The following is a 24412-nucleotide window of genomic DNA, read 5'->3' as shown; positions in this document are numbered from 1 at the left end:
GGGGATGCGATGCGACGCCTTGCCTGCCGACTGCTGGACTCCGGACCGATTCTGATCCTGGCTGTCATTGCGGGTGCCGGATCGTTCACCCACATCCGCGACACGGCCACCGAACACGGGCAGTCCGGCTGGATGGCCTGGGCGGTGGCCGTGTGCATCGACCTCACCTGCGTGATGGCCGCCCGGGAACGCCAGCGCGACAAGAAGACCGGCCGCGTCCGCTCCGGACCGATCTCCTGGCCGACCCTGGTCCTGACCGCCGGGATCGTCCTGTCCCTGGCCGCCAACCTCAACCAGGCCGACCCGTCGGCGTGGGGATGGATCTGCGCCGCGACCCCGGCGGGCGCATTCCTGACCGCCGTCTCCATGCTGGAACGCCGCGCCTCGGCTCCTCACCCCGAACCGTCCCCGGTACCGCTGCCGGAGTCTGCCCCGGAGATCGTCACCGGACCGGCCGAAGTTCCTGCGCTCGTCTCCGCCGAACCCGCATCCGAACTCGTCGATTACGCCCGGCGTGTAGCCGACGACTACCACGCCACCCACGGCCGACCGATCACCCGCGACACCCTGCGCGCCCGGCTGGGCGTGTCCCACCAGCTCGCCACAGACCTGCTGAGCGCCCTGCAAACCGCCTGACGAAAGGAGAAGCACCGATGACCAACACCGACTACCGAACCGCCGTGATCCGGGGCCTTCGGGACCTGGCCGCCTTCCTGGAGGCAAACCCCGCTGTTCCCGTACCCCGTCACGACATGACGTTCCTGTACTTCCCCACTCGGGGCACCGACGCCGAGATGATCGCCGAGATCGACCGGATCGCCGCGCTGCTCGGCACCGTACCCGACCCCTCGGACACGATCTACGGTCACCATAAGGCGCGCCTCGCTTTCGGCCCGGTCGGCTACGAGGCACTCGCGATCCTGGCCGCCCGGCGCGCCCAGCATGCGGCCGACACCAGTTACTCCGGCTGTGTCATCCCGGAGGCCGCCGATGCGGCCTGACCTCGCCGACGAGGCGATCACCTCGCCAGACCCTCAGCCGTTTCCACCGATCGAGCCCAAGCGCTGGTGCTGCTGCTACTGCGGCGGCGGCGGCCTCGACTCCTACGGAGAGATCTGTCTCCACTGCGAGGGCCTCGGCTTCTGCTGAGCCTTCGGCGCCCCCGGCCTGGCCGTACATCCGCCAAGACGCCTGCCAGGTCGGGGGCCATCCCTTCACCCGAACGAGCGAAAGGAGGTCTCCATCTTGCCCGCAACCCACATGCGTCCGCACGCAATCGCAGGCATGATCACCCGCCTGAACGATCCGCGCTATGCCCGCTGGGCCGCCCAGATCCACCGCACCGGGGGATGCCGACAGCCGATCCACCTGCGGGGCCGCGTCGACCACATCGACCGGGCCACCGGCGAACTCCTGCACTCCTACAGCACCCGCCACGAGCCGGACGGCGTGCTTCGCCTGCCGTGCAAGACCCGGCGGGCCTCGCGCTGTCCGACCTGCGCCGAGACCTATCGCGCCGACACCTACCAACTCATTCGCGCGGGCCTGGTCGGCGGCAAGGGCGTCCCGGCCACCGTCACCGCGCACCCGTGCCTGTTCGTCACGTTGACTGCTCCGTCCTTCGGCACCGTGCACGCCCGGCGGGAGAAGGACGGCAAGATCCTGCCTTGCCATGCCCGGCGCGACGCTCCGACTTGCCCGCACGGGAAGGTCATGTCCTGCACGGCCCGGCACAGCGCCGACGATCCCCGCCTCGGCGAACCGCTCTGCCCCGACTGCTACGACTACGCGGGCAGCGTGCTGTTCAACGCCGTATCCCCGAAGCTCTGGCAGCGCTTCACCGATGCCCTCCGCCGGCGCTTTGCCAAGAGTGAGGGCCTGACCCTGCGGGAGCTCCGCCAGCACCTGACGATCTCGTTTGCGAAGGTCGCCGAGTACCAGCGGCGCGGCGTGGTCCACTTCCACGCCGTCATCCGCCTCGACGGTCCCGCGGGACCGGCCGCGTCTCCTCCGGCCTGGGCGACGGTTGAGGCGCTGACAGAGGCCGTAGAGCATGCGGTCCATGCCGTGAGCTTCACCGTCCCGGCGACGGTTGACGATCCCGCCCGAGTGCTGCGCTGGGGCGATCAGCTCGACGTCCGCCCGATCACCATGGACGGCGGCCTCTCCGACCAGGCGGTGGCGGGCTACATCGCCAAGTACGCCACCAAGGCGGCCGAATGCGTCAGCACCCTGGATCGACGTCTCAGCCCACTCGACGACCTGGCCGCCTTGCCGCTGCGCGAGCACGCCCGGCGGCTCATCGCCGAATGCTTCCGCCTCGGCGAACTCGGCGAGCTGGCCGACCTCCGGCTGATCCATTGGGCGCACATGCTCGGCTTCCGGGGCCACTTCTCCACCCGGTCCCGGCACTACTCCATCACCCTGGGCGATATCCGGGCCGATCGGACGGCCTTCGTTCGGGACGAAGCGGCCACGACCGGACGGCTTCCACTGTTCGACGAGGACACCGTTCTCGTGATCGCCGAGTGGGAGTACGCGGGCAAGGGCTACTCGGCCGGTGACGCCCTTCTGGCCGCCGCGCTGACCGGCACGGCCTTACCCGTCCTGGCGGCCGGCGGCGGGGGTGATGCCGGATGAGTCGGCGTGACGAACTTCTGACCGTCCCCCAGGTCCTCGACGAGTTGGGTGGCGTCTCTCGACGGACCTTCTACCGCTGGCGTGAGCTCGGCCGTGCGCCCGTATGCATTCAGCTCCCTAACAGTGAGTTGCGCGTCTGGCGGAGCGATCTCCTCTCCTGGCTCGACTCTCGCCGGGAGGCGGCGTGAACACCAGCTATGACGTGAAGTTCTGGGAGATCCAGCGGCGCAAGGATCGTAAGACGCTGTCCTACCTCGTGCGCTGGACGGTGGCCCGTAAACCCAAGTCCAAGAGCTTTCGAACCAAAGGCCTCGCCGAGAGCTTCCTGTCCGATCTGCGGCAGGCAGCCAAGGCGGGGGAGGCGTTCGACGTCGATACCGGGTTGCCGTTGTCGATGCTCGCCGCTGAGCAACCGGTGGGGCCGACGTTTCTGGAGTTCGCGCGGGCCTACGTAGTCGACCGGTGGCGTACCTCGGCGGCGCGGACCCGGGAGACCGACGTCTACGGCCTGCTGTCTCTCGTCCCGGCGCTGGTGGCTGACCTGCCGAACCGGCCCAAGGACAGCGACATGCGCGAAGTGCTGCGCAATCACGCCCTGTTGCCCGAGGAGCGACGCGCGGAGCTGCCCCGTGCCCTGGTGCCGGTGCTGTCCTGGCTGGAGAGGGCATCGCTGCCCCTGGTCGACCTACAAGATCCTCGCGTCGTGCGGACTGCCCTCGATGCCATCTCGATGACTTTCATCGGCAAGGATGCCGCTGCCAATACGGTGCGCCGCAAGCGGGAGGTTCTTCACCACCTACTCGAACTCGCCGTGGAGCAGAAGGAGCTCCCCGCCAATCCGCTGCACTCGGTCAAGTGGACTCCGCCCAAGGCCGTGGGCACCATCGACCCCCGTACGGTCGTCAACCCCGAACAAGCCCGTGCATTGCTGGCCGCCGTGCCCGCGATTGGCCGAACCCGTGGCGGGCGGCTCCACGGCATGTTCGCGTGCATGTACTACGCCGCGCTCCGGCCGGAGGAGGCGGCGGGCCTGCGCCGTCAGAACTGCCACCTCCCCGAAGAAGGCTGGGGCCTGCTCACGGTTGAGAAGGCGCGCCCCCAGGCGAACAAGCGGTGGACCAACTCGGGGGAGACCCACGACTCTCGGGGCCTGAAGCACCGGGCCACGGACGACACACGAGAGATCCCGATCCCGCCCGTCCTGGTTGCTGTCCTGCAAGCGCACATCGAGAAGTACGGCGTTGCCGTTGATGGGCGGCTGTTCCGTACCTCCAAGGGACAGTCGTTCTCCTCCTCGGCATACTCGGGCGTCTGGCAGGAGGCTCGGAGGCGGGCACTCACTGCCGAACAGGTCGCCTCGCCGCTCGCGGCCCGGCCGTATGACTTGCGGCACGCCGCCGTGTCCCTGTGGCTGAACGCCGGAGTCCCGGCTACCGAGGTGGCCAAGCGGGCGGGGCACAGCGTTGACGTTCTCTTACGCGTCTATGCGAAGTGCATTGAAGGACAGCAGGCGCGAGCTAATAGCAAGATCTCCGAAGCGCTCGACGAGTAACCCGCAGTTCTGCGGATGGGAGCACACGGCTCGGTAATGAAACCGAGCCGCTTGCTCAGTTCACCTTGTGACCTTCGGCCGTCGCCACCACACCAACCGCCGCCACCATGGCCGGGAGAGCCACTCGCGCTGCATCCCGAACACCTCTACCGCAGCCTCCATACGCTGCCGATCGTTCTGTCCTCCACGGAACTCCAGCGCAGTGGTTGCCATCTGGTAGCCGGCTGCGACGAGCTGCTTGTCGCCGCACATGCTCAGCTCTAGGAAGAGCAGGGCCATCCGTTCGCTCTTATCCAAGACAGCCGGTATCAGCTCTCTAGCGCCAGCGGTGTCCCAAGCGATGACTTGCTGGGAGGCGTTCCCGAGGCCTGCACTCCACTCACCCGTCCATGCTCGGCCCTGCAGGATATGGGCGATGAACGACAATATTGTCAACCACTTGGACCGCGGCGACTCCCACGCCACATGGTGTGCCGTCACGCAGGCACACAAGCCGGTCGCCGCTACCAGTAGTCGATCACCTGTCTCGATCTTCCGTTGCCGCTTCACCGACTTCTTCACTCCGGCGTCGTTGGCCATCTTTAGGAGCGTTCCAAGCGATGACGTGGCGGCCTTGATCGCTAGCGCTTCAATGGGGGGCATGCTGGCATGCTCCCAGAACGCATGCGCCTCTCGTGGGCGATTACACGGCGTTCCCCTGCTCAACAACCTTATGCACCATGGAGTCGGATCCTCAGTGCTTTCGCATTCTTGGGACGACCTGGGCAAATGCTGGCGGGTCTGGTTCGCGCATGGTTCGCGATCATTGGCCTATGGCTGCCTGCGGTGGCACTCGACTGCATGTGATCGTTGGAAGAGCGCACGCTGAGCCCCTGGTCAGAGGCTTGGCGGCTGGTCAAGAGAGTGCCCCCGGCATGATTCGAACATGCGACACCCGCTTTAGGAGAGCGGTGCTCTATCCCCTGAGCTACGGAGGCAGGGACTGCATGTAAGAGTAGCGAAAATGGAGCGTTCGTGCGCGCTTGGGAGGGCTGTGGGGGGAAGTTGGCGGGTCATCGGTTCGCTGAGCTGGGATAAAGGGATGGCAAGCGGGCGGGTGGGGGGAGTACCGGGATGACTAGTGTCACGCTTCGTGATCAGAGGACGGTGGGGACGGAGCCGGAAGCGGCGGGTGGTGCGGCCGGCGGTGCTGGGGGCGGCGATGTGCGCCCCGGCGCTGCTGGCGGGTGGCCTGCTGGTCGGGGAACTCGCCGGATACGAGACGGCGATCACCGGATATGGGACGGCTGCCGGCGGGGAGAGCGTAGGCGCGCGATACGAGGCGGCGGGTGGTGGCAAGGACGTGGGCTCGCCGTACGGGATGGCGGATGCGAGCTCCTGCCATGGGACGCCGGATGTAGGCCACCCATACGGGACGGCGGATTCCCGCCATGGGACGGCGGTTGTGGACTCGCGTTATGGCACGGCGGGTTGCGGACATGGCGTGAGCGCGCAGCCCTGGGACGGGACGATCGCCATGATGCCAGTCACGCTCGTGCCCGCCAGCGTGGTGATGACGGAGCCGAGGCGGGTGCCGCCGCCGGTGGCTTCGGTGTCCGGCCGTACTTCCTCTCCTGATCGGGCCTACGGCGGATGGATGCCCTCTGTCACGACGGGCTGGGAGGGCGAGGCTCCCCATGTGATGTGGGGGGCCTCCGTCGGCCCGTGGGGAGCCCGGGAGCAGCAGGAAGGCGGCCGGAAGCGGCCTTGGGTGTGGGCGGGCTCGTCTGCCTACGGGCCGTCGGTGGTGCCCGGGGAGGCCCGTACGGGATCCGGGGGGAATCGGCGTGCCGGGAACGACGGGGCCCGGCAGGCCGGTCGCGGGAACGGGCGGGACGGGCGTGCGGAACCCGGAGTACGGGCAGGCGAGCGACCCGGAGACGGGAGAACCCGGCCCGGAAGCGGAGGGATCCGGCCTGGGGGCGGAGGATCCGGGCAGGCAGGGCCCAGGCCCGGAGGGAATGGTCAGGCAGGCCTCGGAGGCGGTCAGGCGGGTCCTGGAAACGGACAGGCCGGAGGCGGGAGCGGACCGGCCGGAGGCGGGAGCGGACAGGGGGCCGGGAACGGGCAGCGGCCCGGTGTCGGAGGGAACGGGCAGGGTTCCGGCTCCAGCTCAGGCTCTGGTTCCGGCCCTGGTTCCGGTTCCGGTGGCAAGGGACAGGTGAACAACGTCTCGGGCGGGGTGGACGTGGATGTCAGCGTCGGATGTTCGCCGGAATGGCGGGGCACCTGGCTCTGGGAGGTCTGCCTGGAGGAGGCCCGGTAAGAAGCCTGAGGCGCCACGGGGGACCGTAAGAGCTTTGCCGGGAAAATCCGGAAACGGGCGTTCGGCGCATAGCGGCTGTGGGAGGCTGGCTCGTGCACTCGGTGAGCTGTAGTAGCGTGCGTGGCTGACCCAGGTCACGAGTTCGCAAACGGAGGGGTCGAACGTGCCACCTCGTCGATCAGCGGGTCTGATCGCCGTCGTCGCGACGATGACGTCCCTCTTGCCGGGAACCGCTGCCGCGGAGCGGGCGCCGGTGGAGGCGAAGACCGTTCCCGCCCGTCAGCAGGTGGAGACCGAGACCGTTCTCACTCGTGACCCGGTGAACCTCACGGAGCTCCGCCGGGAGGCGGAGAAGGCGGCCAAGGACCTCGAGGCGGCGACCAAGGCGCTGGAGCAGCGGCGGGCCAAGATCCAGGCCACCCAGAAGGAGCTCACCGCCAAGCTGCGGGAGCTGCAGGCCGCGGAGAGGGCCTTCGCCCAGGTGCGGCAGCCGCTGTCGGATCTCATCACTCTGATCTACCAGCAGCCGGTCGGCGGCGACCTGGCGAGCCTGCTGTCGGGGTCCTCCGACAGCTCCACGCTGCGGGCCATGGCCGACACGACCCAGCTCGTGGCCCAGCGGGACCGGATCCTGGAGGAGAGCAGCCGCCTGCAGGCCGAACGGGAGCGGCTCGCCACCGAGGCGCAGGAGCTGCGGGCGGACGGCCTGCTGGCCGAGGCCCAGATGGGCGCCGAGATCCAGACGCTCAAGACGCGCTCGGACAAGATCGTCAAGTCGCTGACCCAGGCGCTGGTGAAGCTGGGCGTCAAGGTCGACAAGTCCGGTCAGGCGGCGGGAGGCTGCAATCCGACCAGGGCGGCCTCGCTCCAGGACTTCCCCAACGGCCTGATCCCGAAGCTCTATCTGTGCCCCCTCCAGCAGAAGGGGGAGGAGCTGCGGGCCGACGCGGCGCTCGCGTTCATCAGCCTGAACGAGGCCTACCGCAAGCGGTTCGGCAAGCCCATGTGCGTGACGGACAGCTATCGGAGCCTGGCCGAGCAGCAGTCGGTGTACTACCGGCGCCCGGGGCTGGCGGCCGTACCTGGCCGGAGCAACCACGGGCTGGGGCTGGCCGTGGACCTGTGCGGCGGGGTGCAGAACTTCCGGTCGCCGGAGTTCAACTGGCTTGAGGCGAACGGCAAGAAGTTCGGCTGGATCCACCCGCAGTGGGCCTACGTCAGCCCCTTCGAGCCCTGGCACTGGGAGTACGACCCGAAGATCGGGTCGCTGCTCTAGAGCCTCAGAGACCCCGCCCGCCCTCCGGCGTCCGCAGAAAGCCCGGCGGCCTCCACGCGCCTTCGGCGAACTCCCGGGCCTCTAGGAGGACGCGCTCTTCGGCTCGGTCATGGGGGCGATCTGCGCGGTGCAGTGCGAGCAGCGGACGGCTGCCTTGGGGATTTCGGAAAGGCACTCCGGGCACTCGCGCAGCGACGTCTCCTCCGGCGTGGAAAACCGGGCGGTGAGCCTCTCGTAGGGGGTGATGATGAAGAAGTAGACGACCGCCGCCACGATCAGGAACGAGATCACCGCGTTGAGGAACACGCCGTACCTGATCGCGCTGGCGCCCACTTTGATCTCCAGATTCTCGAAGTGAGGCTGACCGCCGACCGCCGCGAGCAGTGGAGTGAAGACGTCCTTGACGAGCGACTGCACGATGGAGTTGAAGGCGGCACCGATGATCACCGCCACGGCCAGTTCGAGCACGTTGCCCCGCAGCAGGAACTTCTTGAATCCGCTCAGCATGGTCACTACTCCTTGCCCAGAACATTGACGGCGGGCACGCGTCTTTCCGATGTGGTGGATGTCCCATTACCCCTGCGCGGCGGAATTACCGCCGTAGAGCGTCCATGGTGATCGACAGTCTGCCACCGGACTGGGCGGAGGCTAGCTCGGCCGCCTGCCCGGGCGTGGTGGCCAGCACGATGAGCGCGCCGCGGCCGGACTCGTCCGCGGGCAGGGCGAGGACCGTGACGCCCTCGGCGATGCTCCGGGCGGGTTCGGAGCCGTCCCAGTCGGCCGGGGAGGCCAGGACGTTCACGGTGTCCCCGGGCGACAGGAGGCGGGCGCTGTCGGGGTCGGCGACCCGGACGGGGGTGGCGACCGTGCCCGGGCGGTGGGTGGCCAGCAGGTCGGGGCCGAGCATCCGGACGTCGGTGAAGGGCTCTCCCCGGCGCATGGGCCCGGCCAGCATCCGGCCGGCGACCGGGGTGCCCGGTCTCAGGGCGCCGTCGGGGGCGGTGCCGGGCCTCAAAGCGACGGGTACGGCGTCCGCGGCGGTCAGGACGCCGCCGGGCAGGTCCCGGGCCGCCGCGAGGACGGTCACGGACGAGGTGTCCGGCCGCAGCCCGATCGCGGCACACGCCATGGCGAGGGCGGCCAGGACGGCGGCGAGCACCCGGCGGCGACGGCCGAGGAGGCCGCGGGACAGCAGGCGGCCCACCGGAAGCCCGCGACCCGAGGAGACGCGACCCGAGGAGACGCGACCCCCGCCAAGCCCGTGGCCTTCCCGCGAGCCGTGACCCGAGGGCCCGCGGTCCGCCGGAATGCCGTGGCCGGGGAACCCTCCGGCGAGAGGCCCGTGCCCCGGGGCCGAGGGTCCACGGCCGAGGAGACCGCGATCGGGGGAACTCTGGCTCGCCGGACGGCCGGGAACGCGCATGGCTGACTCCATGGGTGGAAAGCCGGGCGGCGCGGAGCCCGGAGACGGACGGGACGAACAGCGAACGGACGGGGAAACAGGCTCACCCGGAGTCGGAGACTCCTCCGGAGGCGGATGTCCCTCACCGAGTGGCGGGCGCGGTGAACAGCAGACGGACGGAAGGCGGCAGAGGGCGGACCTGCCCGGGACCGCAGGCCGGTTCGGGGAGCGGGGGCTCCCGTACGGAGTGAGCAGATGGCGGGTGGGCGCGGGGAGCCCGGTGGTGAGTGCGCCGAACAGTGGGTGGACGAGGAACGGGCTTCTCGGGGACCAGGGGCCGACTTGGTGGGTGGGGGTCCCGTACGGGTGCGACGAGGTGAGCAGGTGACGAGCGGTTGAGGGAGACGGGAAGTGCACGGTGGCAGATCAGATGATGAACGGAAGGCCGGATGAACGGTGGCGGAGGGAGGGGGCGGAAAGCCGGCGGCGGCCTCCGGAGGCGGTTACTGGGGCAGTTCGAAGGGGAGCTTCAGGCCGTCGAGGGCTCGGGGGCACTGGCAGGTGCGGTCCTGGGGGAGAGCGGTGATGAGGTCGGTGACCAGTGAGCGCATCCGGGTGACGTTGGCGGCGAAGAAGGCCAGGACCTCCTCGTGGGTGACCCCCTCGCCGGCCTCGACTCCCGCGTCGTGGTCGGTGACCAGGGACAGCGACGTGTAGCACATGGCCAGCTCACGGGCCAGGACGGACTCGGGGAAGCCGGTCATGCCGACGATGGTCCAGCCGTTGGCCGTGAACCAGCGGGACTCGGCGCGGGTGGAGAAGCGGGGGCCCTCGATGACCACCAGGGTGCCGCCGTCGGCCACGTCCCAGCCGGCGGAGCGGCTCATCTCGACGGCCGTCTGGCGGCCGGTGGGACAGTAGGGGTCGGCGAAGGCGACGTGGACGACGCCGCCGGCGTCGTAGTAGGTCTGCACGCGGCCGGAGGTGCGGTCGACGATCTGGTCGGGGACGACCAGGGTGCCGGGGCCGATCTCGGGGCGGAGTGAGCCGACGGCGCTGGGGGCGAGGACCTGGCGGACGCCGAGGGAGCGCAGGGCCCACAGGTTGGCGCGGTAGGGGATGCGGTGGGGCGGGAAGCGGTGGTCGCGACCGTGGCGGGGGATGAAGGCCACCGAGCGGGAGCCGATCCGGCCGACGGTGACGACGTCGCTGGGCGGGCCGTACGGCGTCGAGACCTCCACCTCCGTGGCGTCGTCGAGCAGGGAGTAGAAACCTGAGCCGCCGATGACTCCGACGTCCGCGCGAGTGACCATGGCGCAGACACTAGCGCCCGCGGAGAGGGCCGGAAGAGATCGGGCCCCAAAGCTGTGGATAACTGTATTCGTTAAGTGACTGTTTAGTCGCTTTGGGTATGAAGCGCCGTGCGTCAATCAGGGGGCAGGATGCACACTCGGGAACCGCAGCGGCAGACCAGGAGCTTGGGGTTGATCATCGCCTCCCTCATGCTCACCATGCTCCTCGCGGCGCTGGACCAGACGATCGTCTCCACGGCCCTGCCGACGATCGTGGGCGACCTCGGCGGGTTGAGCCATCTCTCCTGGGTGGTCACCGCCTACATGCTCGCCTCGACGGTCTCGACGCCCCTGTGGGGCAAACTCGGTGACCAGTACGGTCGCAAGCGGCTGTTCGAGAGCGCGATCGTCATCTTCCTGGTCGGCTCGGCGCTGTGCGGGCTGTCGCAGAACATGGGCCAGCTCATCGGGTTCCGCGCGCTGCAGGGACTCGGCGGCGGCGGGCTCATGGTGCTGGCCCAGGCGATCGTCGCGGACGTGGTGCCCGCCAGGGAGCGCGGGAGGTACCAGGGGCTCTTCGGCGCCGTGTTCGCCGTCTCCAGCATCGCCGGGCCGCTGCTGGGCGGGTTGTTCGTCGACCATCTGTCCTGGCACTGGGTCTTCTACGTCAACCTGCCGATCGGCGTGCTCGCGCTGATCGTCGTGGCCTCGGTGCTGCCGGCCACCTCCCGGCCCGGCAGGCAGTCCATCGACTATCTCGGCATCGTCTTCCTCGGCGGCGCCGCGGCCTGCCTGGTGCTGATGACGACCTGGGGCGGGGGGACCTACCCCTGGGGCGACCCCGTCATCATCGGGCTCGGGGTCGGCGCGGCGGTGCTGCTGGTGCTGTGGTGGCTGGCGGAGAGGCGGGCCGAGGAGCCCGTGCTCCCGCTGCGCCTGTTCAAGCTGCGGGTCTTCAACGTGGCGTCGCTGATGGGGTTCATCGTGGGTGTGGCGATGTTCGGCTCGCTCACGTACATGCCGCTGTTCCTGCAGGTGGTGCAGGGGGTCTCACCCACGCTCTCGGGTCTGCACCTGCTGCCGATGATGGCCGGCATGCTCACCACCTCGATCATCAGCGGGAACATCATCGCCAGGACCGGCAAGTACCGGGTCTTCCCGATCGCGGGCAGCGCGGTGGCGGCGCTCGGGCTCTATCTGCTCTCGAGGATCCACGCCGACATCTCCACCCTCGAACTGAGCGCCTATCTGCTCGTCCTGGGCGTCGGGCTGGGCATGGTCATGCAGGTGCTGGTGATCGTGGTGCAGAACGCCGTGGGCTTCCAGGACCTGGGAGTGGCCACCTCGGGGGCGACGTTCTTCCGCTCCATCGGCGGATCGTTCGGCGTGGCCATCGCCGGATCGATCTTCACCTCACAGCTCGCCGAGGACCTGACGCGGCTGTCGCAGGCCGTACGGCTCCCGCAGGGCTTCACCGACGCCGTCCAGGCGGACCCGACGGCCATCCAGAGGCTGTCGCCGGAGACCGCCGCGGCGTTCCTGGACGCCTACTCCGACGCGATCGCCCGGGTGTTCCTGTTCGGGGCGCCGGTGGCGCTGGTGGCCTTCGCGATCTCGTGGCTGCTGCCCGAGGTCCCGCTGCACGAGACCACCAAGGCCCCCGACCTAGGGGAGGGGTACGGCGCCGTGCCCACCGAGCGGTCGTCGCTCGACGAGGTGGAGATGGGACTGTGGCGGCTGGCCGACGTCGAGATGCGCCGCGACTACTATCGCCGGCTCGGCGCCACGGCCGGCCTGCACGATCTGTCGGCCGGGTCGGTGTGGCTGCTCACGCGGCTGGGCACACGGGGGCGCCAGAGCGGGGCGGAGCTGGCCGAGCGCGCGGGCGTGACGATCGAGGAGGGCCTGCCGCACGCCAGACGCCTGGAGGAGAGCGGCCTGATCCGGCTCGTGGACGACCGGAGCACCCTGGAGCTCACCCCGGAGGGCGAGCGGGCGGCCGACCGCCTGGTCGCCGAGGCCAGGGACAGCCTGGCCCGGCTGGTCGAGGACTGGAGGCCCGAGGAGCATCCCGCCCTGCGTGAGCTGCTTAACCGGCTCCCCCGGGAACTGCTCGGCGCGACGGCCGACCGTCCCGCGGACCGCTGACCCGCGGGCTCAGGAGGAGGCGGCGGGCGCGGCGGCGGGGGCCGGGGCGGACTTGGACTCCGTCGACGTCGAGGACGACGAAGAGGTCGACGAAGAGGACGAGGTGGAGCTCACCGTGCTGGACGAGCTCGACCGGCTGTCGGTCCGGTAGAAGCCGGAACCCTTGAAGACGATGCCGACCGCGGAGAACACCTTGCGCAGCTCGCCCTGGCAGCTCGGGCACACGGTGAGCGCGTCGTCCGTGAACTTCTGAACGATTTCGAACTGGTTGTCACAGGCGGTGCAGGCGTACTGGTAGGTGGGCACGCTCTCCTCCTCATTCGGTCCGCGCCGATTGGCACTCGGCTGGCGCGACTGCTAATGGTAAGGCGTCGACAAGGATAAACGCGAGTCGGAGCCGTCGCATTCCGGCAGGCAGCTCAAACGGTGCCGTCGAGTTCCGGCGGACTGCTCAGACCGTGCCCCGTTCGCCGAACCACCCCGCGAGCTTGCCCCTGCGGCTGATCGCGCGCATCCGCCGTTCGGTGAGCTCCCGGCAGGCGGCGGTGGCCACCACCAGGAGCTGGTCGTCGGTCCTGATCCGGGTGGTGTCCGAGGGCACGAACGTCCTGCCGTCCCGGACGATGAGCGTGACCTGCGCGTCGGACGGCAGCCGGAGCTCGAAGATCTCCACGCCGTGGAGCTTGGAGCCCGGCGGCACCTTGATCTGCAGCAGGTCGGCCTTGAGCTCCTCCAGCGGCGCCGACTCCACCTCCAGGTCGCGCGCCTCGTCGAGGGCCGAGACCCCGAGGACCCTCGCCACCCACGGCAGCGTGGGCCCCTGGAGCAGGGTGTAGACGACCACGATGACGAAGACCTCGTTGAACACGAACCTGGCGACCTCGTCGTCGATCGAGGTGGCGGCCCAGGGGATGGTGGCGAGCACGATCGGCACCGCGCCGCGCAGCCCGGCCCACGACAGGAAGGTCTGCTCCCGCCAGCTCAGCCGGTCGATCCTGCCCAGGCGCAGCAGGAGGGCGGAGACCATGATGGACAGCGGCCGGGCGACCGCGACGAGGATCAGGCCCGCCACCAGGCCGGGGACGATCGCCGAGGGCATCTCCGAGGGGCTGGCCAGCAGCCCGAGCATGACGAACAGGCCGATCTGGGCCAGCCAGGCGATGCCCTCGGCGAAGCCCCGGCTGGCGGCGCGGTGCGGCATCTGGCCGTTGCCCATGACCAGCGCGGCGAGGTAGACCGCGAGGAAACCGCTGCCGTGCAGCTGTACGGCCCCGGCGTAGGCGACGAAGGCGAGCGCGATGACCGCGATGGGGTACAGGCCGGAGGCCGGCAGCGCGACCCTGCGCAGCGCGTACACGCCCAGCGGGCCGACGGCGAGCCCCACGGCCGCGCCCACCGCCAGCTCGAAGACGACCTGGCCGAGAGCGCTGAAGATGCTGGGTGAGGCGCTGGTGCTCAGCAGCATCACGGCGATGACGACCGGGGCGTCGTTGAAGCCGGACTCGGCCTCCAGCGTGCCCGACAGGCGCCGGGGCAGGGGCAGGCGGCGCAGTACGGAGAACACCGCCGCCGCGTCGGTGGAGGCCAGGATCGCGCCGAGCAGGAACGCGGTGCGCCACTCCACATCCAGCAGATAGTGCACCGGCACGGCGACGGCGGCGATGCTCACCCCGACGCCCGCGGTGGCCAGCACCAGAGCGATCGGGATGGAGTCCTTGACGTGGCTCCACGTCGTGGTCAGGCCTCCCTCGGCCAGGATGATCGCCAGTGCGATCATGCCCAGCTGCTGGGCGAGCTCGGCGTTCTCGAACTCGAAGCCGAACCCGGACTCGCCCATGAGCAGACCGAAGCCGAGGAAGATCAACAGGCTGGGGAGCCCGCTCCAGTGGGCGACACGCACAGCGACGATGGCGGCGATGACGATGCCCGCGCCGAGAAGCAGCCAGATGTTCCAGTCCATCTGGCCCCCTCTCTCACTTTGGGAACCATTGTGTCCTATTCGGCAGGACCTCTCGTCCCCACCTGGACGATGCCACTGGGTAACGCAGCGTAGCGGACCGATCGGTCATGGGGCTCGGCGGGGACGTCGTCGAGCAGTTCGCCCTCGTGCAGGAGCGCGACCGTCGGCACGTTGGGTCCTACCCTCGCCAGGGCCCGGTCATAGGAGCCGCCGCCGCGGCCGAGCCGTACCCCCGTGGACCGGCCCACCGCGAGCGCCGGGACGATCACCAGGGCCGCGGTCCTGATCGCGTCGACGCCGCGCCGGGTGTCCACCGGCTCCATGATCCCGAAGCGGCCGGGGGCCAGCGTGTCGGGCCCGTCGTACACCGCCCAGTCAAGATCGTTGTCCGGCCGCAGGACCGGGAGGATCACCGTCGCGCCGTGCTTCCACAGCGCGAACACCAGCCCGTGCGTGGCGGGCTCGGTCCCGGCCGACCAGTAGCAGGCGACCAGCCCGGCCATCTGCACCCACGGCCGGTCCAGCAGCGACTCCCTGATCTGGACGGAAGCCGCGTGCCTGTCCTCCTCGGATATCGCGGCACGCGCGGCGGCGATCCCGGAGCGCAGCTTCACCTTGTCCACAGGTCCCTCCGTTATGGTTTCGGTCATGGCCGACTTCGATCCCGTGACGAAAGCCGTCGTTCCGGCGGCGGGTCTGGGCACCCGCTTCCTTCCGGCGACCAAAGCGACCCCCAAGGAGATGCTGCCGATCGTCGACAAGCCCGCGATCCAGTATGTCGTCGAGGAGGCCGTCTCCGCCGGACTGCTCGACGTGCTCATGGTGACAGGCAAGAACAAGCGATCCATCGAGGACCACTTCGACCGGGCCATCGAGCTCGAGGACGTGCTGGAGGCCAAGGGCGACGACGAGCGTCTCTCCCAGGTACGCGAGCCCGCCGACCTGGCGACGCTGCACTACGTACGGCAGGGCGAGCCGCGCGGTCTCGGCCACGCGGTCCTGTGCGCCAAGCAGCACGTGGGCGACAGCCCGTTCGCCTGTCTGCTCGGCGACGACCTGATCGACCCCCGCGACGAGCTGCTCAAGCGGATGATCGAGGTGCGCGCGAACCACGGCGGCAGCGTCATCGCGCTGATGGAGGTGCCCAGGGAGCAGGCCTCGCTGTACGGCTGCGCCGCCATCGAGCCCACCGCCGAGGACGACGTGGTCCGGGTGACCGACCTGGTGGAGAAGCCCCCGGCGGACGAGGCGCCGTCCAACTGGGCGATCATCGGCCGCTACGTGATCGACCCGGCCGTCTTCGAGGTCCTGGAGAACACCCCTCCGGGCCGGGGCGGCGAGATCCAGCTCACCGACGCCCTGCGCACCCTGGCCGGCCGCGACGTCGACGGGGGCGGCCCGGTCCACGGCGTGCTGTTCCGGGGCCGCCGCTACGACACCGGCAACAAGCTCGACTACCTGCGCACGGTCGTGCAGTTCGCCGCGGACCGCCCGGACCTGGCGCCGGAGTTCCTGCCCTGGCTGAAGGAATTCCTGGCCTCGCGATGAACGAGGTGAGCCCGATGCGGTCGGTCGACGACCACCTCGCCGACGTCCTGCTCACCGTGCGGGCGCTCGCCCCGCTGGAGGTGGACCTGGACCAGGCGCACGGCACGACGCTGGCCGAGGACGTGACCTCTCCGGTCCCGCTGCCGCCGTTCGACAACTCGGCCATGGACGGCTACGCCGTACGCGCCGACGACGTCGCCGGCGCCCCGGTGACCCTGCCGGTCATCGACGACATCCCGGCCGGCGACGGGCGCATGCACGCGCTCGGGCCCGGCATGGCCGTACGGATCATGACCGGTGCGCCGATGCCGGCGGGGGCCGACACGGTGGTCCCGGTCGAGTGGACCGACGGCGGCACCGCGCGGGTCGCGATCGACCGCCCCGCCCCGAAGGGCAACGCGGTACGCGCGGCGGGCGAGGACGTGGGCGCGGGCGAGGTGGTGCTGCCCGCGGGCACCCGGATCGGCCCCGCCCAGCTCGGCATCCTGGCGGGCGTCGGCCGGCGTCGCGTGCTGGTACGGCCCCGCCCCCGGGTCGTGGTGATCTCCACCGGAGCCGAGCTGGCCGAGCCGGGCACGCCGCTGGCTCCGGGGCAGATCTGGGAGTCCAACAGCTACACCCTGATCGCCGCGGTCCGGGAGGCGGGCGGCGAGGGCTACCGGGCCGGGATCGTCGAGGACGACGCCGCGCGGTTCATCGACCAGCTCGACGCCCAGCTCCTGCGGGCCGACCTGGTGATCACCAGTGGCGGCGTGTCGATGGGCGCGTACGAGCCGGTCAAGGAGGCCCTCGCCCGGCTCGGCACGGTCCGCTTCGAGCGCGTCGCCATGCAGCCGGGCATGCCGCAGGGGTTCGGCGTCGTGGGCGAGGACCAGGTGCCGATCTTCACGCTGCCGGGCAACCCCGTGTCGTCCTTCGTGTCCTTCGTGCTGTTCGTCCGCCCGGCGCTGCGCAGGATGCAGGGGCTGCCCGCGGGGCCTCCGGAGACGGTGCGGGCGGTGACCACCGCGCCCGTGCGCTCGCCGGAGGGCAAGCGCTCCTACCTGCGCGGCGTGCTCGGCGAGAAGGGGACCGTCGCCCCGGTCCTGCGCCAGGGTTCCCACCAGCTCGCCGCCCTGGCCGGGGCCGACGCCCTGATCATCGTCCCCGAGAACGTCACCGAACTGCCCGAAGGCACGACCGTGGAGGTCATCCCCCTGTGAGCGGGTTCACGCACATCGACGAGACCGGCGCGGCGCGCATGGTCGACGTCTCCGCCAAGGACGTCTCCGTCCGTACGGCCACCGCCACCGGGAAGGTGCTGCTGTCCGCCGAGGCGGTGTCCCTGCTGCGGTCGGGCGAGGTCCCCAAGGGCGACGCGATCGGCACCGCGCGGATCGCCGGGATCATGGGCGCCAAGCGCACGCCCGACCTGATCCCGCTCTGCCACCCGATCGCGCTGCACGGGGTGAAGGTCGAGCTCTCCGTGGCCGACGACGGGGTCGAGATCACCGCCAGGGTGAAGACCGCCGACCGCACCGGTGTCGAGATGGAGGCGCTGACCTCGGTCACGGTGGCGGCGCTCGCGTTGATCGACATGGTGAAGGCGGTGGACCCGGCCGCCGTGATCACGGATGTCCGGGTCGAGGAGAAGACCGGCGGCAAGACCGGGGTCTGGACCCGGCCGTAGGGGTGTCCCGGGCATCCGGTCAGGAAGGACTGGGAGGATCGGTCGCATGCGAGCTCTGGTGATCACGGCGTCCAATCGGGCCTCCGCCGGGATATACGAGGACAAGTCGGGAAAGCTGCTGGCCGAGCTGCTCACCGAGGCCGGATGCGACGTGGACGGCCCGCGCGTGGTGCCCGACGGGGAGCCCGTCGAGCAGGCGCTCAGGGCGGGGGTGGCCGAGGGCTACGACGTGATCGTCACCACCGGCGGCACCGGTCTCACCCCCGCCGACCTGACCCCGGAGATGACCCGCCGGGTGATCGACCGGGAGATCCCCGGCATCGCCGAGGCCATCCGCCAGGCCAACCGCGACGAGGTGCCGACCTCGATCCTGTCCCGGGGCCTGGCCGGCCAGGCCGGCGGCACTCTGATCGTCAACCTCCCCGGCTCCTCCGGCGGGGTCCGTGACGGCATGGCCGTGCTGTCACCCGTTCTCGGACATGCCGTCGACCAGATCCGCGGCGGAGACCATCGACGGTGACGCACCCCGTGGCACACGGGTGCGTCTTCGGGGGATGATGGGAAACGTGGATCGACTTCGTGGCTGGCCGGTGACCCTGACGGAAGGCCCGGTGGGACTACGGCCGCTACGTCTGCGGGACGTTCGCGTCTGGCGGGAGACGCGGCTGCGCAACGCCAACTGGCTGCGTCCGTGGGAGCCCAGCAATCCCGAGACCCCCCTGTTCCGCACCGGCCTCGGCCCCTACGTCGCGATGGCGGCCTCCCTGCGCCGGGAGGCCAGGCAGGGGCTCGCGCTGCCCTGGGTGGTGACCTACGAGGGCGCCTTCGCCGGTCAGCTCACCGTGGGCGCCATCGTCTGGGGCTCGGCCAGGTCCGCGCAGATCGGTTACTGGGTGGACGGCGCGCTGGCCGGCCGGGGGATCACCCCGACCGCCGTGGCGATGGCCGTCGACCACTGCTTCTTCACCACGGGCCTGCACCGGGTCGAGGCCAACATCAGGCCGGAGAACCACGCCAGCCGCCGGGTGGTTGAGAAGCTCGGCTTCCGGGAAGAAGGCATCCGACGTCGACATCTGCATATCGATGGCGCGTGGCGCGACCACATCTGTTACGCCCTCACGGTCGAGGACGCGCCCAGAGGGCTGCTCGTGCGGTGGCGGCGCTCTCGCGAGGCCGCTTCCAGCGGTGGCGCCTCTCACGAAGAGGTTTGAAGATCTCGCGACACACCGCATTGAATGCTCGTCAAATAGTGACACGCCGTCTTACGGTGCGTGACGTGAGCACATCGAGGGCGCCGGTCGACCACGTGCGCCTTCGTGCTGCCCGGAGGTGGCCGTGAGCAGCGTCGTCCTGTATCTGGCCATCGTCGTGATGTGGCTTTGCGTGCTCGTGCCCATGTGGCTGCGCCGAGACCGTACCACTTTCGTCGACGCCCACGACAGCGCCGAGCCGTACGACCGCCCCATGGAGGGCTACGACCCCCTGGCGGGCCCGGAGACCGGCCCCATGCCCACGGCCGCGGAGGCGGCACTGCAGGAGGGCGCGAGACCGGAGGGCGCTCCCGAGGACGAACCCCTGCCGGAGACCGGCCCCATGCCCACGGCCGCGTCCCTGCGCATGGAGCGCCGCCGCGCCGCCCAGCGCCGCCGTGCGCGCCAGGTGGCCAAGCGCAGGCGGCTGACGTTCTGGTGCACGCTGCTGGTCCTGGCCTCGACCGTGACGGCGGCCGTGCGGGTGATCCCCTGGTGGGGCGTGGCGCCCTCGGCGGTCCTCCTGGTCGGCTACCTGTCCATCCTGCGGGTGTCGGTCCGGATGGACGCCGAACGCCGCAGAGCCGCCCAGGCCCGTGCGGAACGTGCCAGACGCGCCCGCCGCCTCGCCGCCGAACGCGAAGCCCGCCGCCCCGTGGCCGAGATCATCGACCTCACCACGGTCCGCGACGAGATCTTCGACCAGTACGCCGAGAACCCGGCCCGAGCGGTGGGCGACTGATCGGCGGGCCGGTGGCGCGAACGCCCCGAGAAGTTTGCTAACCTAGTCCACGTCTTGGGGATGTAGCGCAGTCCGGTAGCGCACTTCGTTCGCATCGAAGGGGCCAGGGGTTCGAATCCCCTCATCTCCACCCAGGTCAGAGGCCGCTTCCGAGAGATCGGGAGCGGCCTTCTGCGTTGCCGAGTGGCCAGCCGAGCAGACCTCACAGGCTTGAGACGGTCCTTTGGCCGCTCAGTAGAGTGGTCCTTCATGGGTGTTCTCGTCGACTACTTCACGGCGGACTCCGAGCAGACCGCCCTGCTGAGTCTGTTGAGAGGGCCGGGAGCCGTGGATCTGCCGTATGTCGACTGCAAGGGGTGGGTCGACGGGCTCGACGCGCTGGCAGCTGAACTCAGCGGACGCGACTCCAGCGAGTTCGGTGACAGCGAGGTCCTCGCCGACGATGGTGAGTCGGTGAGCGTGGACCGAGCGGCACCTGAGACCGTGGCCGCTCTCGCCGCCGTGGACGACGCGCGGTTGCACGAATACGCCGAGGAGGAACTGCTCGAGGAGTTCGAGCTCGAACGCCTCACCGCCCTGCGGGACCTGGCCCGCGAGGCGGTACGGCTCAAGCAGGGGATGTATCGCTGGGTGTGCGTCTGAGCGCCTCGAACAGCTCCTCGCGGAGCGCGGGCGGAAGCTTCCGGCCCATGTTCAACGGACTCACCAGCGCGTGGTCGTCGTTTTGCTCCACGGCTGTGTCCGCGAGGAACTCCAGGCTGAAGCGGGCCACCTGCCGGTGACGCGGGTCCGGCCAGCGCTCTATCAAGGGCAGTACCGCATTCACTCGCTCGTTGATCCGGTCAAGGAGTGCATATCCTGGCAAGCCGGGCAAGTGCTGGGTCTGCAGGTCGATGTGATGGAAGGCGACGTACTCAAGTTCCGCGCCGGTGAAGTCGTTGCCGGTGAAGTCATTGCGATTCCGGCCCAGCGCGGCCTGGTCGTGGTCATTCGGGCGGCCCCAGAAGTTGACCTCCCGTACACGGCCGAGGAAAACGCAGTCGACGAACTCGGCTTCGGACGTGGCCGTCTGTCCGCGTAGCCGCGAACGGTCGAACAGGCATCTTTCGAAGCGGACATTGCCGAAGAAGGTGCGGGGTGCGAAGCGGGTGCGCCGGAAGATGCAGTCGCGGAAGACCGACTGCGGCCAGCCGATGCGGTCTCGTGACCCATGCATGCCGATGCGTCCCAGCGACAGCTGTTCGAAGGCGGTATCGGAGAAGTCGCAGTTTTCGAACGTGCTGTTGTGGACGCTGAAGTCGGTGAATCGCATCTCGGAGAAGTCCACGTCCATCAGCCGTGCCCGATCGAAGGCCACCTCGGACGCTCCAGCAGGCAGATCGAACCGCTGATCGCGGAGTTCTCCGCGGGCGATCCGTGCGGCCTGCCACTCTTCCGGACTCGGCTGGAGCGTGAACTGCTCGAAGGCGGTCATGTGGTTGTTTCCTCTCCCGGTGACCAGAATTGGATCTTGAGCGGGGCCAGGCTGATGATGCCGGTCGGGAACTTCTCGCGGCTGAGGAGCTTGCGGTGGATTCTGAACCGCCACTCATGATCTCGACGACCGAGATCGAAACTCCTCATGGTCACTGGTGTATCCCGAACGGGAGCTGATCGCGCGGATCTTCCCGGAAGCCAGGTGGACGCTTCCCGAACGGCTCTCATGCCAGTCCGAGGCGGAGAGAGGCTCGCCGTCCCAGAACTCGCACTTGATGAGAATCTCGTCCCAGTGGATGGCGTTGAGCGCGATGGCGTCGGGTCTGCTGACGGCCCAGGTCTCCTCGGTGGCCTTGAGGCGTCGAATACGCCGCTCATCGTCTTCGACGTCTGCAATCCACTCCGGGTACCGCTGTATTCTGTGCGTGATCAGTACCTTGATGATCTCTGCCACGGCACTCCTTCCACCGGGCTTCGCATCGAAGGGGCCAGGGGTTTGAATCCCCTCATCCCCACCAGGACTGGAGGCCCGGCTCCAGAACATGGAGCCCCGGGTCTCTCCGCTGTGTCGCCGGTCAGGTCCGCCAGTCTCGTTCGGGCAGTCTGAGCCACATGTCGGAGCGGATGGTCGGCCCGGCATTGGTAAGGCGCAAGCCTGCGCCGGCGCAGCAGAACGCCACAGGGTGGTCGCGATAGAGGTGGGCGGCGAGGATCTCCTCGGCGAGGGCGTCAGCGGGCATGGTGCAGGCGCTGTGGGGCTCCCAGGCCAACACCGTGCCGTCTCGGGCGACACACCCTGAAATGCCACCTTTGGGATTGGCGTACATGCTGTAGCAGACCGTGCCGGGCGAGAGTCGCTTGGCGGCACCGGGCGTCCTCGGGGTGTGTCCCCAGGGTTGGATGATGACGCAGCCACCGGGCACATCCGTGACGCCGACGATCCGATCGGCGTCCGGGTTGTTCCACGGGGCCTCGTAAAGCGCATTGATGTCCACGTCATCAGCAGGTGCGGCTTCCAGCCGTGCCGTCGCCTCGGCTGCGCTGATGTCGGCCACGCAGGCCAAGCTCAAGCCGTCGTAGTAGTCGTACTCTCCCAGCGCGGGGATCAGACGTCCGGCTTCCGCCACGGCGGCGGCCTCGGCCTCGGACAGGCCGGCCTCCGGTGAGAGGAGGGGGAAGAGATCGGGAGTGGGGCCGGCCAGACTGAGGCGGCCGGGGGACCAGCCGCTCATCATGGGACGCCATGGGTCCGCCCCGACGGAGACGAGGGCTCGGGCGTTGTCCGTGCGGCCTTCGAAGACGGCCGTCCACAGTGCGGTACGGCCCTCGCGTTTCGCGTCGACGTCGTCGACGAGCCCGGCCAGCTCGGCGATCACCTCAGGCGAGCCGCGATCGGCCGCGGCGTGCAGCGGCTTTTCGAAGAAGAACGCGCCGTAGTTCGGATCGGCACCCGCGGCGAGCTCGGCGCGGACCAAGTCGAGATCCGTCCAGTTGTTGATGCCCCACCATCTGACATCTTCGGTGGCAGCCATGGCACTCCTTGAGGGACGTACAGACCATATGAATGCCGATCATGTCGTACGCGGCCGACAGGGCCGAGCCGGTGCCGCAGTCGTCACCACGAGAGGGCGACGTCCTTCGCGGCATGGTCATACCGTCTGGCAAGGGGCTGAGCGGGACCGGTGAATGTCAGCTGTGACGGATATCTTCATCGACCATGAGCGCCCGGTACGCATGGTCGGATCTCTTTCCGGCAGCGCACTTCGTGACCGAAGGTCCTGACCACCCGCCGGGGGATCCAGAGGGGTGTCTGCTCTTCCCGGCCGGTGAGTCGGAGGTCCGCCGGCTTGAAGAGCGGTTGGGCCTGGAACTGCCGCCCAGTTACCGGCAGTTCCTCTTGTTCGCCGACGGCTGGGGCGCCGAGGATGATGAGCTCTGCATACGGTCTGTCGCGACGGTCGGCTGGCTTCGTGACCTCGAGCCCTGGTACGTCGAGGGGTGCTTACCTGAGGGCGAGACGCCTCGGAGCGTGCCCGACGACCTCTACTTCGTGTACGGCAAGGAGCAGGACTGCATCAACCTGAGAGAGGAGTATCTGCCCGGCACCCTTCTGGCCGGGCATCGGAATGACGGAATGACTCTCCTCAATCCTCACGTCAAGACTCCCGAAGGCGAGTGGGAAGCCTGGTCTCTCGCACCTTGGTTGCCGGGCGCCAACCGCTACAGGTCTTTCTGGGAGCTGATGCAGAACGAGTTTCAGAGCTCGCGAGTTTTAGGGCTCGCGACGACTGGGGCGGCGAGTACTGGGGTACGCAGTCTCGTCTGCGACGGCACCCTGCGAGCAGCGTCGGGAACGTTCCTGATGTCCCCTCATCGACGCTGGCAGCTTTGATTCGACGCTGATCTGCCAATGGGCGGTGACTCACATGTCCGGCTTGAAGATCACCTTGCGTTGTCGCTCGTCCAACCACGCCAGATCCAGGTGAGCACCGCTGTCCATCTGGACGAGAGCCATGGCACTCGCCTTCGGCAACCGGATGAACGGCTCCAGGAGCAGGCGCAGAAGGTGATCCAAAGCCTGTGGATCCGGGCCGTGGATCCTCTGCGGGTCCAGGTCGGGCATGGTGAGACGAATGCGTCCGTCAGCCGCGTAGACAAGGCTGGAATGCCCGTTGACACTCCAGGACAGATCCCATAAGCGAGCACCGATGCTCAACCGTTCCAGTTCCTGCGGTAGGTGAAAGTCGCCTTCGGGGTCCAGCAGCATGATCGACGGGTCGGACTCGTCAATGAAGAGGTCCAGGCCCTCCACCTCCGCCTCTTGGATCTCGTAGCCGGGTCCTGCGACCAGTTCGGCTATGTCGGTGATGTCCATCGATTCAACGAGCGGCTGGATGACAGTCCAGGACATCGCATGGTCCAGCCACTGGGCGACATCGAGTAGATGCCGGTAATGAGCTACGAGATCGGCATGCGGCACGGTTCAATGATCGCATCAGAGTGCGTACTGCGACTGCTCGGCAGGCTGATCGATGCGCAGGAAGGGTTGAAGGCCTGCTGTGCCCTCATGTCATCGGCTTTCGGCTGCGTCGATCTCCACGTCGAGACCTCTGCAGGTGAATGGGAAGCCGACGGAGACCGTCCGGGAAACG

General features: G+C 69.0%; 27 protein-coding genes and 2 tRNA genes. 17 read left to right on the top strand and 12 right to left on the bottom strand.

What is annotated here, in order from left to right; all coding sequences use genetic code 11:
- Positions 1-9: 9 nt before the first annotated feature.
- The 6 genes from Psi01_RS11460 (at position 10) to Psi01_RS11435 (ending at position 4192) form a co-directional block, all read left to right on the top strand.
- On the top strand, positions 10-636 hold the full coding sequence (locus Psi01_RS11460; RefSeq protein ID WP_204063936.1) for a DUF2637 domain-containing protein: 627 nt from the start codon (positions 10-12) through the stop codon (positions 634-636).
- Between the two features lie 17 nt (positions 637-653).
- Positions 654-1001: a hypothetical protein gene (locus tag Psi01_RS11455; protein ID WP_204063935.1), complete on the top strand. Its 348-nt coding sequence runs from the start codon at positions 654-656 to the stop codon at positions 999-1001.
- Positions 991-1149: a hypothetical protein gene (locus Psi01_RS11450; protein ID WP_204063934.1), complete on the top strand. Its 159-nt coding sequence runs from the start codon at positions 991-993 to the stop codon at positions 1147-1149. Before Psi01_RS11455 ends, Psi01_RS11450 begins: the two co-directional genes overlap by 11 nt.
- Before the next feature lie 135 nt (positions 1150-1284).
- Positions 1285-2640, top strand: coding sequence for a replication initiator (locus Psi01_RS11445; protein ID WP_204063933.1), 1356 nt, complete (start codon positions 1285-1287; stop codon positions 2638-2640).
- Positions 2637-2828, top strand: a complete 192-nt coding sequence (locus Psi01_RS11440; RefSeq protein ID WP_204063932.1) for a helix-turn-helix transcriptional regulator — start codon at positions 2637-2639, stop codon at positions 2826-2828. The genes Psi01_RS11445 and Psi01_RS11440 overlap by 4 nt, the downstream gene beginning before the upstream one ends.
- Positions 2825-4192: a tyrosine-type recombinase/integrase gene (locus Psi01_RS11435; protein WP_204063931.1), complete on the top strand. Its 1368-nt coding sequence runs from the start codon at positions 2825-2827 to the stop codon at positions 4190-4192. Before Psi01_RS11440 ends, Psi01_RS11435 begins: the two co-directional genes overlap by 4 nt.
- 60 nt (positions 4193-4252) lie before the next feature.
- Here the strand turns inward: Psi01_RS11435 and Psi01_RS11430 are convergent, their stop codons facing one another.
- Entirely contained in the window at positions 4253-4834 is a 582-nt protein-coding gene (locus Psi01_RS11430; RefSeq protein WP_204063930.1) for a hypothetical protein, read from the bottom strand.
- Positions 4835-5096: 262 nt separating this feature from the next.
- Positions 5097-5169: transfer RNA gene (locus Psi01_RS11425), tRNA-Arg, on the bottom strand.
- Between the two features lie 1536 nt (positions 5170-6705).
- Between Psi01_RS11425 and Psi01_RS11420 the strand changes: the two genes are divergently transcribed.
- On the top strand, positions 6706-7773 hold the full coding sequence (locus Psi01_RS11420) for a M15 family metallopeptidase (protein WP_204063929.1): 1068 nt from the start codon (positions 6706-6708) through the stop codon (positions 7771-7773).
- An 81-nt stretch (positions 7774-7854) separates the two neighbouring features.
- Here the strand turns inward: Psi01_RS11420 and mscL are convergent, their stop codons facing one another.
- The 3 genes from mscL to Psi01_RS11405 form a co-directional block, all read right to left on the bottom strand.
- Complete coding sequence (gene mscL, locus Psi01_RS11415; protein ID WP_204063928.1) at positions 7855-8280, bottom strand: large conductance mechanosensitive channel protein MscL; 426 nt, start codon at positions 8278-8280, stop codon at positions 7855-7857.
- 85 nt (positions 8281-8365) lie between these two features.
- Positions 8366-8977, bottom strand: coding sequence for an RcpC/CpaB family pilus assembly protein (locus Psi01_RS11410; RefSeq protein ID WP_204063927.1), 612 nt, complete (start codon positions 8975-8977; stop codon positions 8366-8368).
- Positions 8978-9678: 701 nt separating this feature from the next.
- The gene (locus Psi01_RS11405) at positions 9679-10488 is read right to left on the bottom strand and encodes an S-methyl-5'-thioadenosine phosphorylase (RefSeq protein WP_204063926.1); all 810 of its coding nucleotides are present in this window, start codon (positions 10486-10488) and stop codon (positions 9679-9681) included.
- Between the two features lie 129 nt (positions 10489-10617).
- Between Psi01_RS11405 and Psi01_RS11400 the strand changes: the two genes are divergently transcribed.
- Positions 10618-12615, top strand: coding sequence for an MFS transporter (locus Psi01_RS11400; RefSeq protein WP_204063925.1), 1998 nt, complete (start codon positions 10618-10620; stop codon positions 12613-12615).
- A gap of 9 nt (positions 12616-12624) precedes the next feature.
- Here the strand turns inward: Psi01_RS11400 and Psi01_RS11395 are convergent, their stop codons facing one another.
- The 3 genes from Psi01_RS11395 to Psi01_RS11385 all read right to left on the bottom strand — a co-directional run bounded on the left by Psi01_RS11395 (position 12625) and on the right by Psi01_RS11385 (position 15198).
- Positions 12625-12921, bottom strand: coding sequence for an FmdB family zinc ribbon protein (locus Psi01_RS11395; protein WP_204063924.1), 297 nt, complete (start codon positions 12919-12921; stop codon positions 12625-12627).
- A gap of 145 nt (positions 12922-13066) precedes the next feature.
- Positions 13067-14575 carry a potassium/proton antiporter gene (locus tag Psi01_RS11390; protein WP_204063923.1) on the bottom strand — a complete coding sequence of 503 codons (1509 nt, stop codon included), beginning with the start codon at positions 14573-14575 and terminating at the stop codon, positions 13067-13069.
- A 35-nt stretch (positions 14576-14610) separates the two neighbouring features.
- Positions 14611-15198: a 5-formyltetrahydrofolate cyclo-ligase gene (locus Psi01_RS11385; RefSeq protein WP_239127495.1), complete on the bottom strand. Its 588-nt coding sequence runs from the start codon at positions 15196-15198 to the stop codon at positions 14611-14613.
- Between the two features lie 25 nt (positions 15199-15223).
- On the opposite strand from Psi01_RS11385, the gene galU reads away from it, so the two are divergent.
- From galU to Psi01_RS11345, 8 genes are all read left to right on the top strand, one after another.
- Positions 15224-16123 carry a UTP--glucose-1-phosphate uridylyltransferase GalU gene (galU, locus tag Psi01_RS11380; RefSeq protein WP_204063921.1) on the top strand — a complete coding sequence of 300 codons (900 nt, stop codon included), beginning with the start codon at positions 15224-15226 and terminating at the stop codon, positions 16121-16123.
- A 14-nt stretch (positions 16124-16137) separates the two neighbouring features.
- On the top strand, positions 16138-17325 hold the full coding sequence (gene glp, locus Psi01_RS11375; RefSeq protein WP_204064059.1) for a molybdotransferase-like divisome protein Glp: 1188 nt from the start codon (positions 16138-16140) through the stop codon (positions 17323-17325).
- The gene (gene moaC / locus Psi01_RS11370) at positions 17322-17792 is read left to right on the top strand and encodes a cyclic pyranopterin monophosphate synthase MoaC (protein WP_204063920.1); all 471 of its coding nucleotides are present in this window, start codon (positions 17322-17324) and stop codon (positions 17790-17792) included. Before glp ends, moaC begins: the two co-directional genes overlap by 4 nt.
- Before the next feature lie 46 nt (positions 17793-17838).
- Positions 17839-18312, top strand: coding sequence for a MogA/MoaB family molybdenum cofactor biosynthesis protein (locus tag Psi01_RS11365; protein WP_204063919.1), 474 nt, complete (start codon positions 17839-17841; stop codon positions 18310-18312).
- A 37-nt stretch (positions 18313-18349) separates the two neighbouring features.
- Complete coding sequence (locus Psi01_RS11360; RefSeq protein WP_204064058.1) at positions 18350-19003, top strand: GNAT family N-acetyltransferase; 654 nt, start codon at positions 18350-18352, stop codon at positions 19001-19003.
- 124 nt (positions 19004-19127) lie between these two features.
- Positions 19128-19784 carry a divisome protein SepX/GlpR gene (sepX, locus tag Psi01_RS11355; RefSeq protein ID WP_204063918.1) on the top strand — a complete coding sequence of 219 codons (657 nt, stop codon included), beginning with the start codon at positions 19128-19130 and terminating at the stop codon, positions 19782-19784.
- Positions 19785-19840: 56 nt separating this feature from the next.
- Positions 19841-19914 (top strand) — tRNA-Ala (locus Psi01_RS11350).
- Positions 19915-20033: 119 nt separating this feature from the next.
- Complete coding sequence (locus Psi01_RS11345; protein ID WP_204063917.1) at positions 20034-20426, top strand: hypothetical protein; 393 nt, start codon at positions 20034-20036, stop codon at positions 20424-20426.
- Here the strand turns inward: Psi01_RS11345 and Psi01_RS11340 are convergent.
- The 3 genes from Psi01_RS11340 to Psi01_RS11330 all read right to left on the bottom strand — a co-directional run bounded on the left by Psi01_RS11340 (position 20392) and on the right by Psi01_RS11330 (position 22792).
- Positions 20392-21258 carry a pentapeptide repeat-containing protein gene (locus Psi01_RS11340; protein WP_204063916.1) on the bottom strand — a complete coding sequence of 289 codons (867 nt, stop codon included), beginning with the start codon at positions 21256-21258 and terminating at the stop codon, positions 20392-20394. The two genes, Psi01_RS11345 and Psi01_RS11340, sit on opposite strands and share 35 nt — an antisense overlap.
- Positions 21259-21372: 114 nt before the next feature.
- Positions 21373-21714, bottom strand: coding sequence for a hypothetical protein (locus tag Psi01_RS11335; protein ID WP_204063915.1), 342 nt, complete (start codon positions 21712-21714; stop codon positions 21373-21375).
- 121 nt (positions 21715-21835) lie between these two features.
- Positions 21836-22792, bottom strand: a complete 957-nt coding sequence (locus Psi01_RS11330; RefSeq protein WP_204063914.1) for an ankyrin repeat domain-containing protein — start codon at positions 22790-22792, stop codon at positions 21836-21838.
- Positions 22793-22977: 185 nt separating this feature from the next.
- Between Psi01_RS11330 and Psi01_RS11325 the strand changes: the two genes are divergently transcribed.
- Positions 22978-23652, top strand: a complete 675-nt coding sequence (locus Psi01_RS11325) for an SMI1/KNR4 family protein (RefSeq protein ID WP_204063913.1) — start codon at positions 22978-22980, stop codon at positions 23650-23652.
- A gap of 30 nt (positions 23653-23682) precedes the next feature.
- On the opposite strand, the gene Psi01_RS11320 is transcribed toward Psi01_RS11325, so the two are convergent.
- On the bottom strand, positions 23683-24240 hold the full coding sequence (locus Psi01_RS11320; RefSeq protein ID WP_204063912.1) for a hypothetical protein: 558 nt from the start codon (positions 24238-24240) through the stop codon (positions 23683-23685).
- Positions 24241-24412: the final 172 nt, after the last annotated feature.

It is taken from the genome of Paraplanobispora siamensis (assembly GCF_016863175.1).
GTDB lineage: Bacteria > Actinomycetota > Actinomycetes > Streptosporangiales > Streptosporangiaceae > Planobispora > Planobispora siamensis.
Note: the sequence above shows the minus strand (reverse complement) of the source record. Positions and strands in the feature narration are given on the sequence as shown.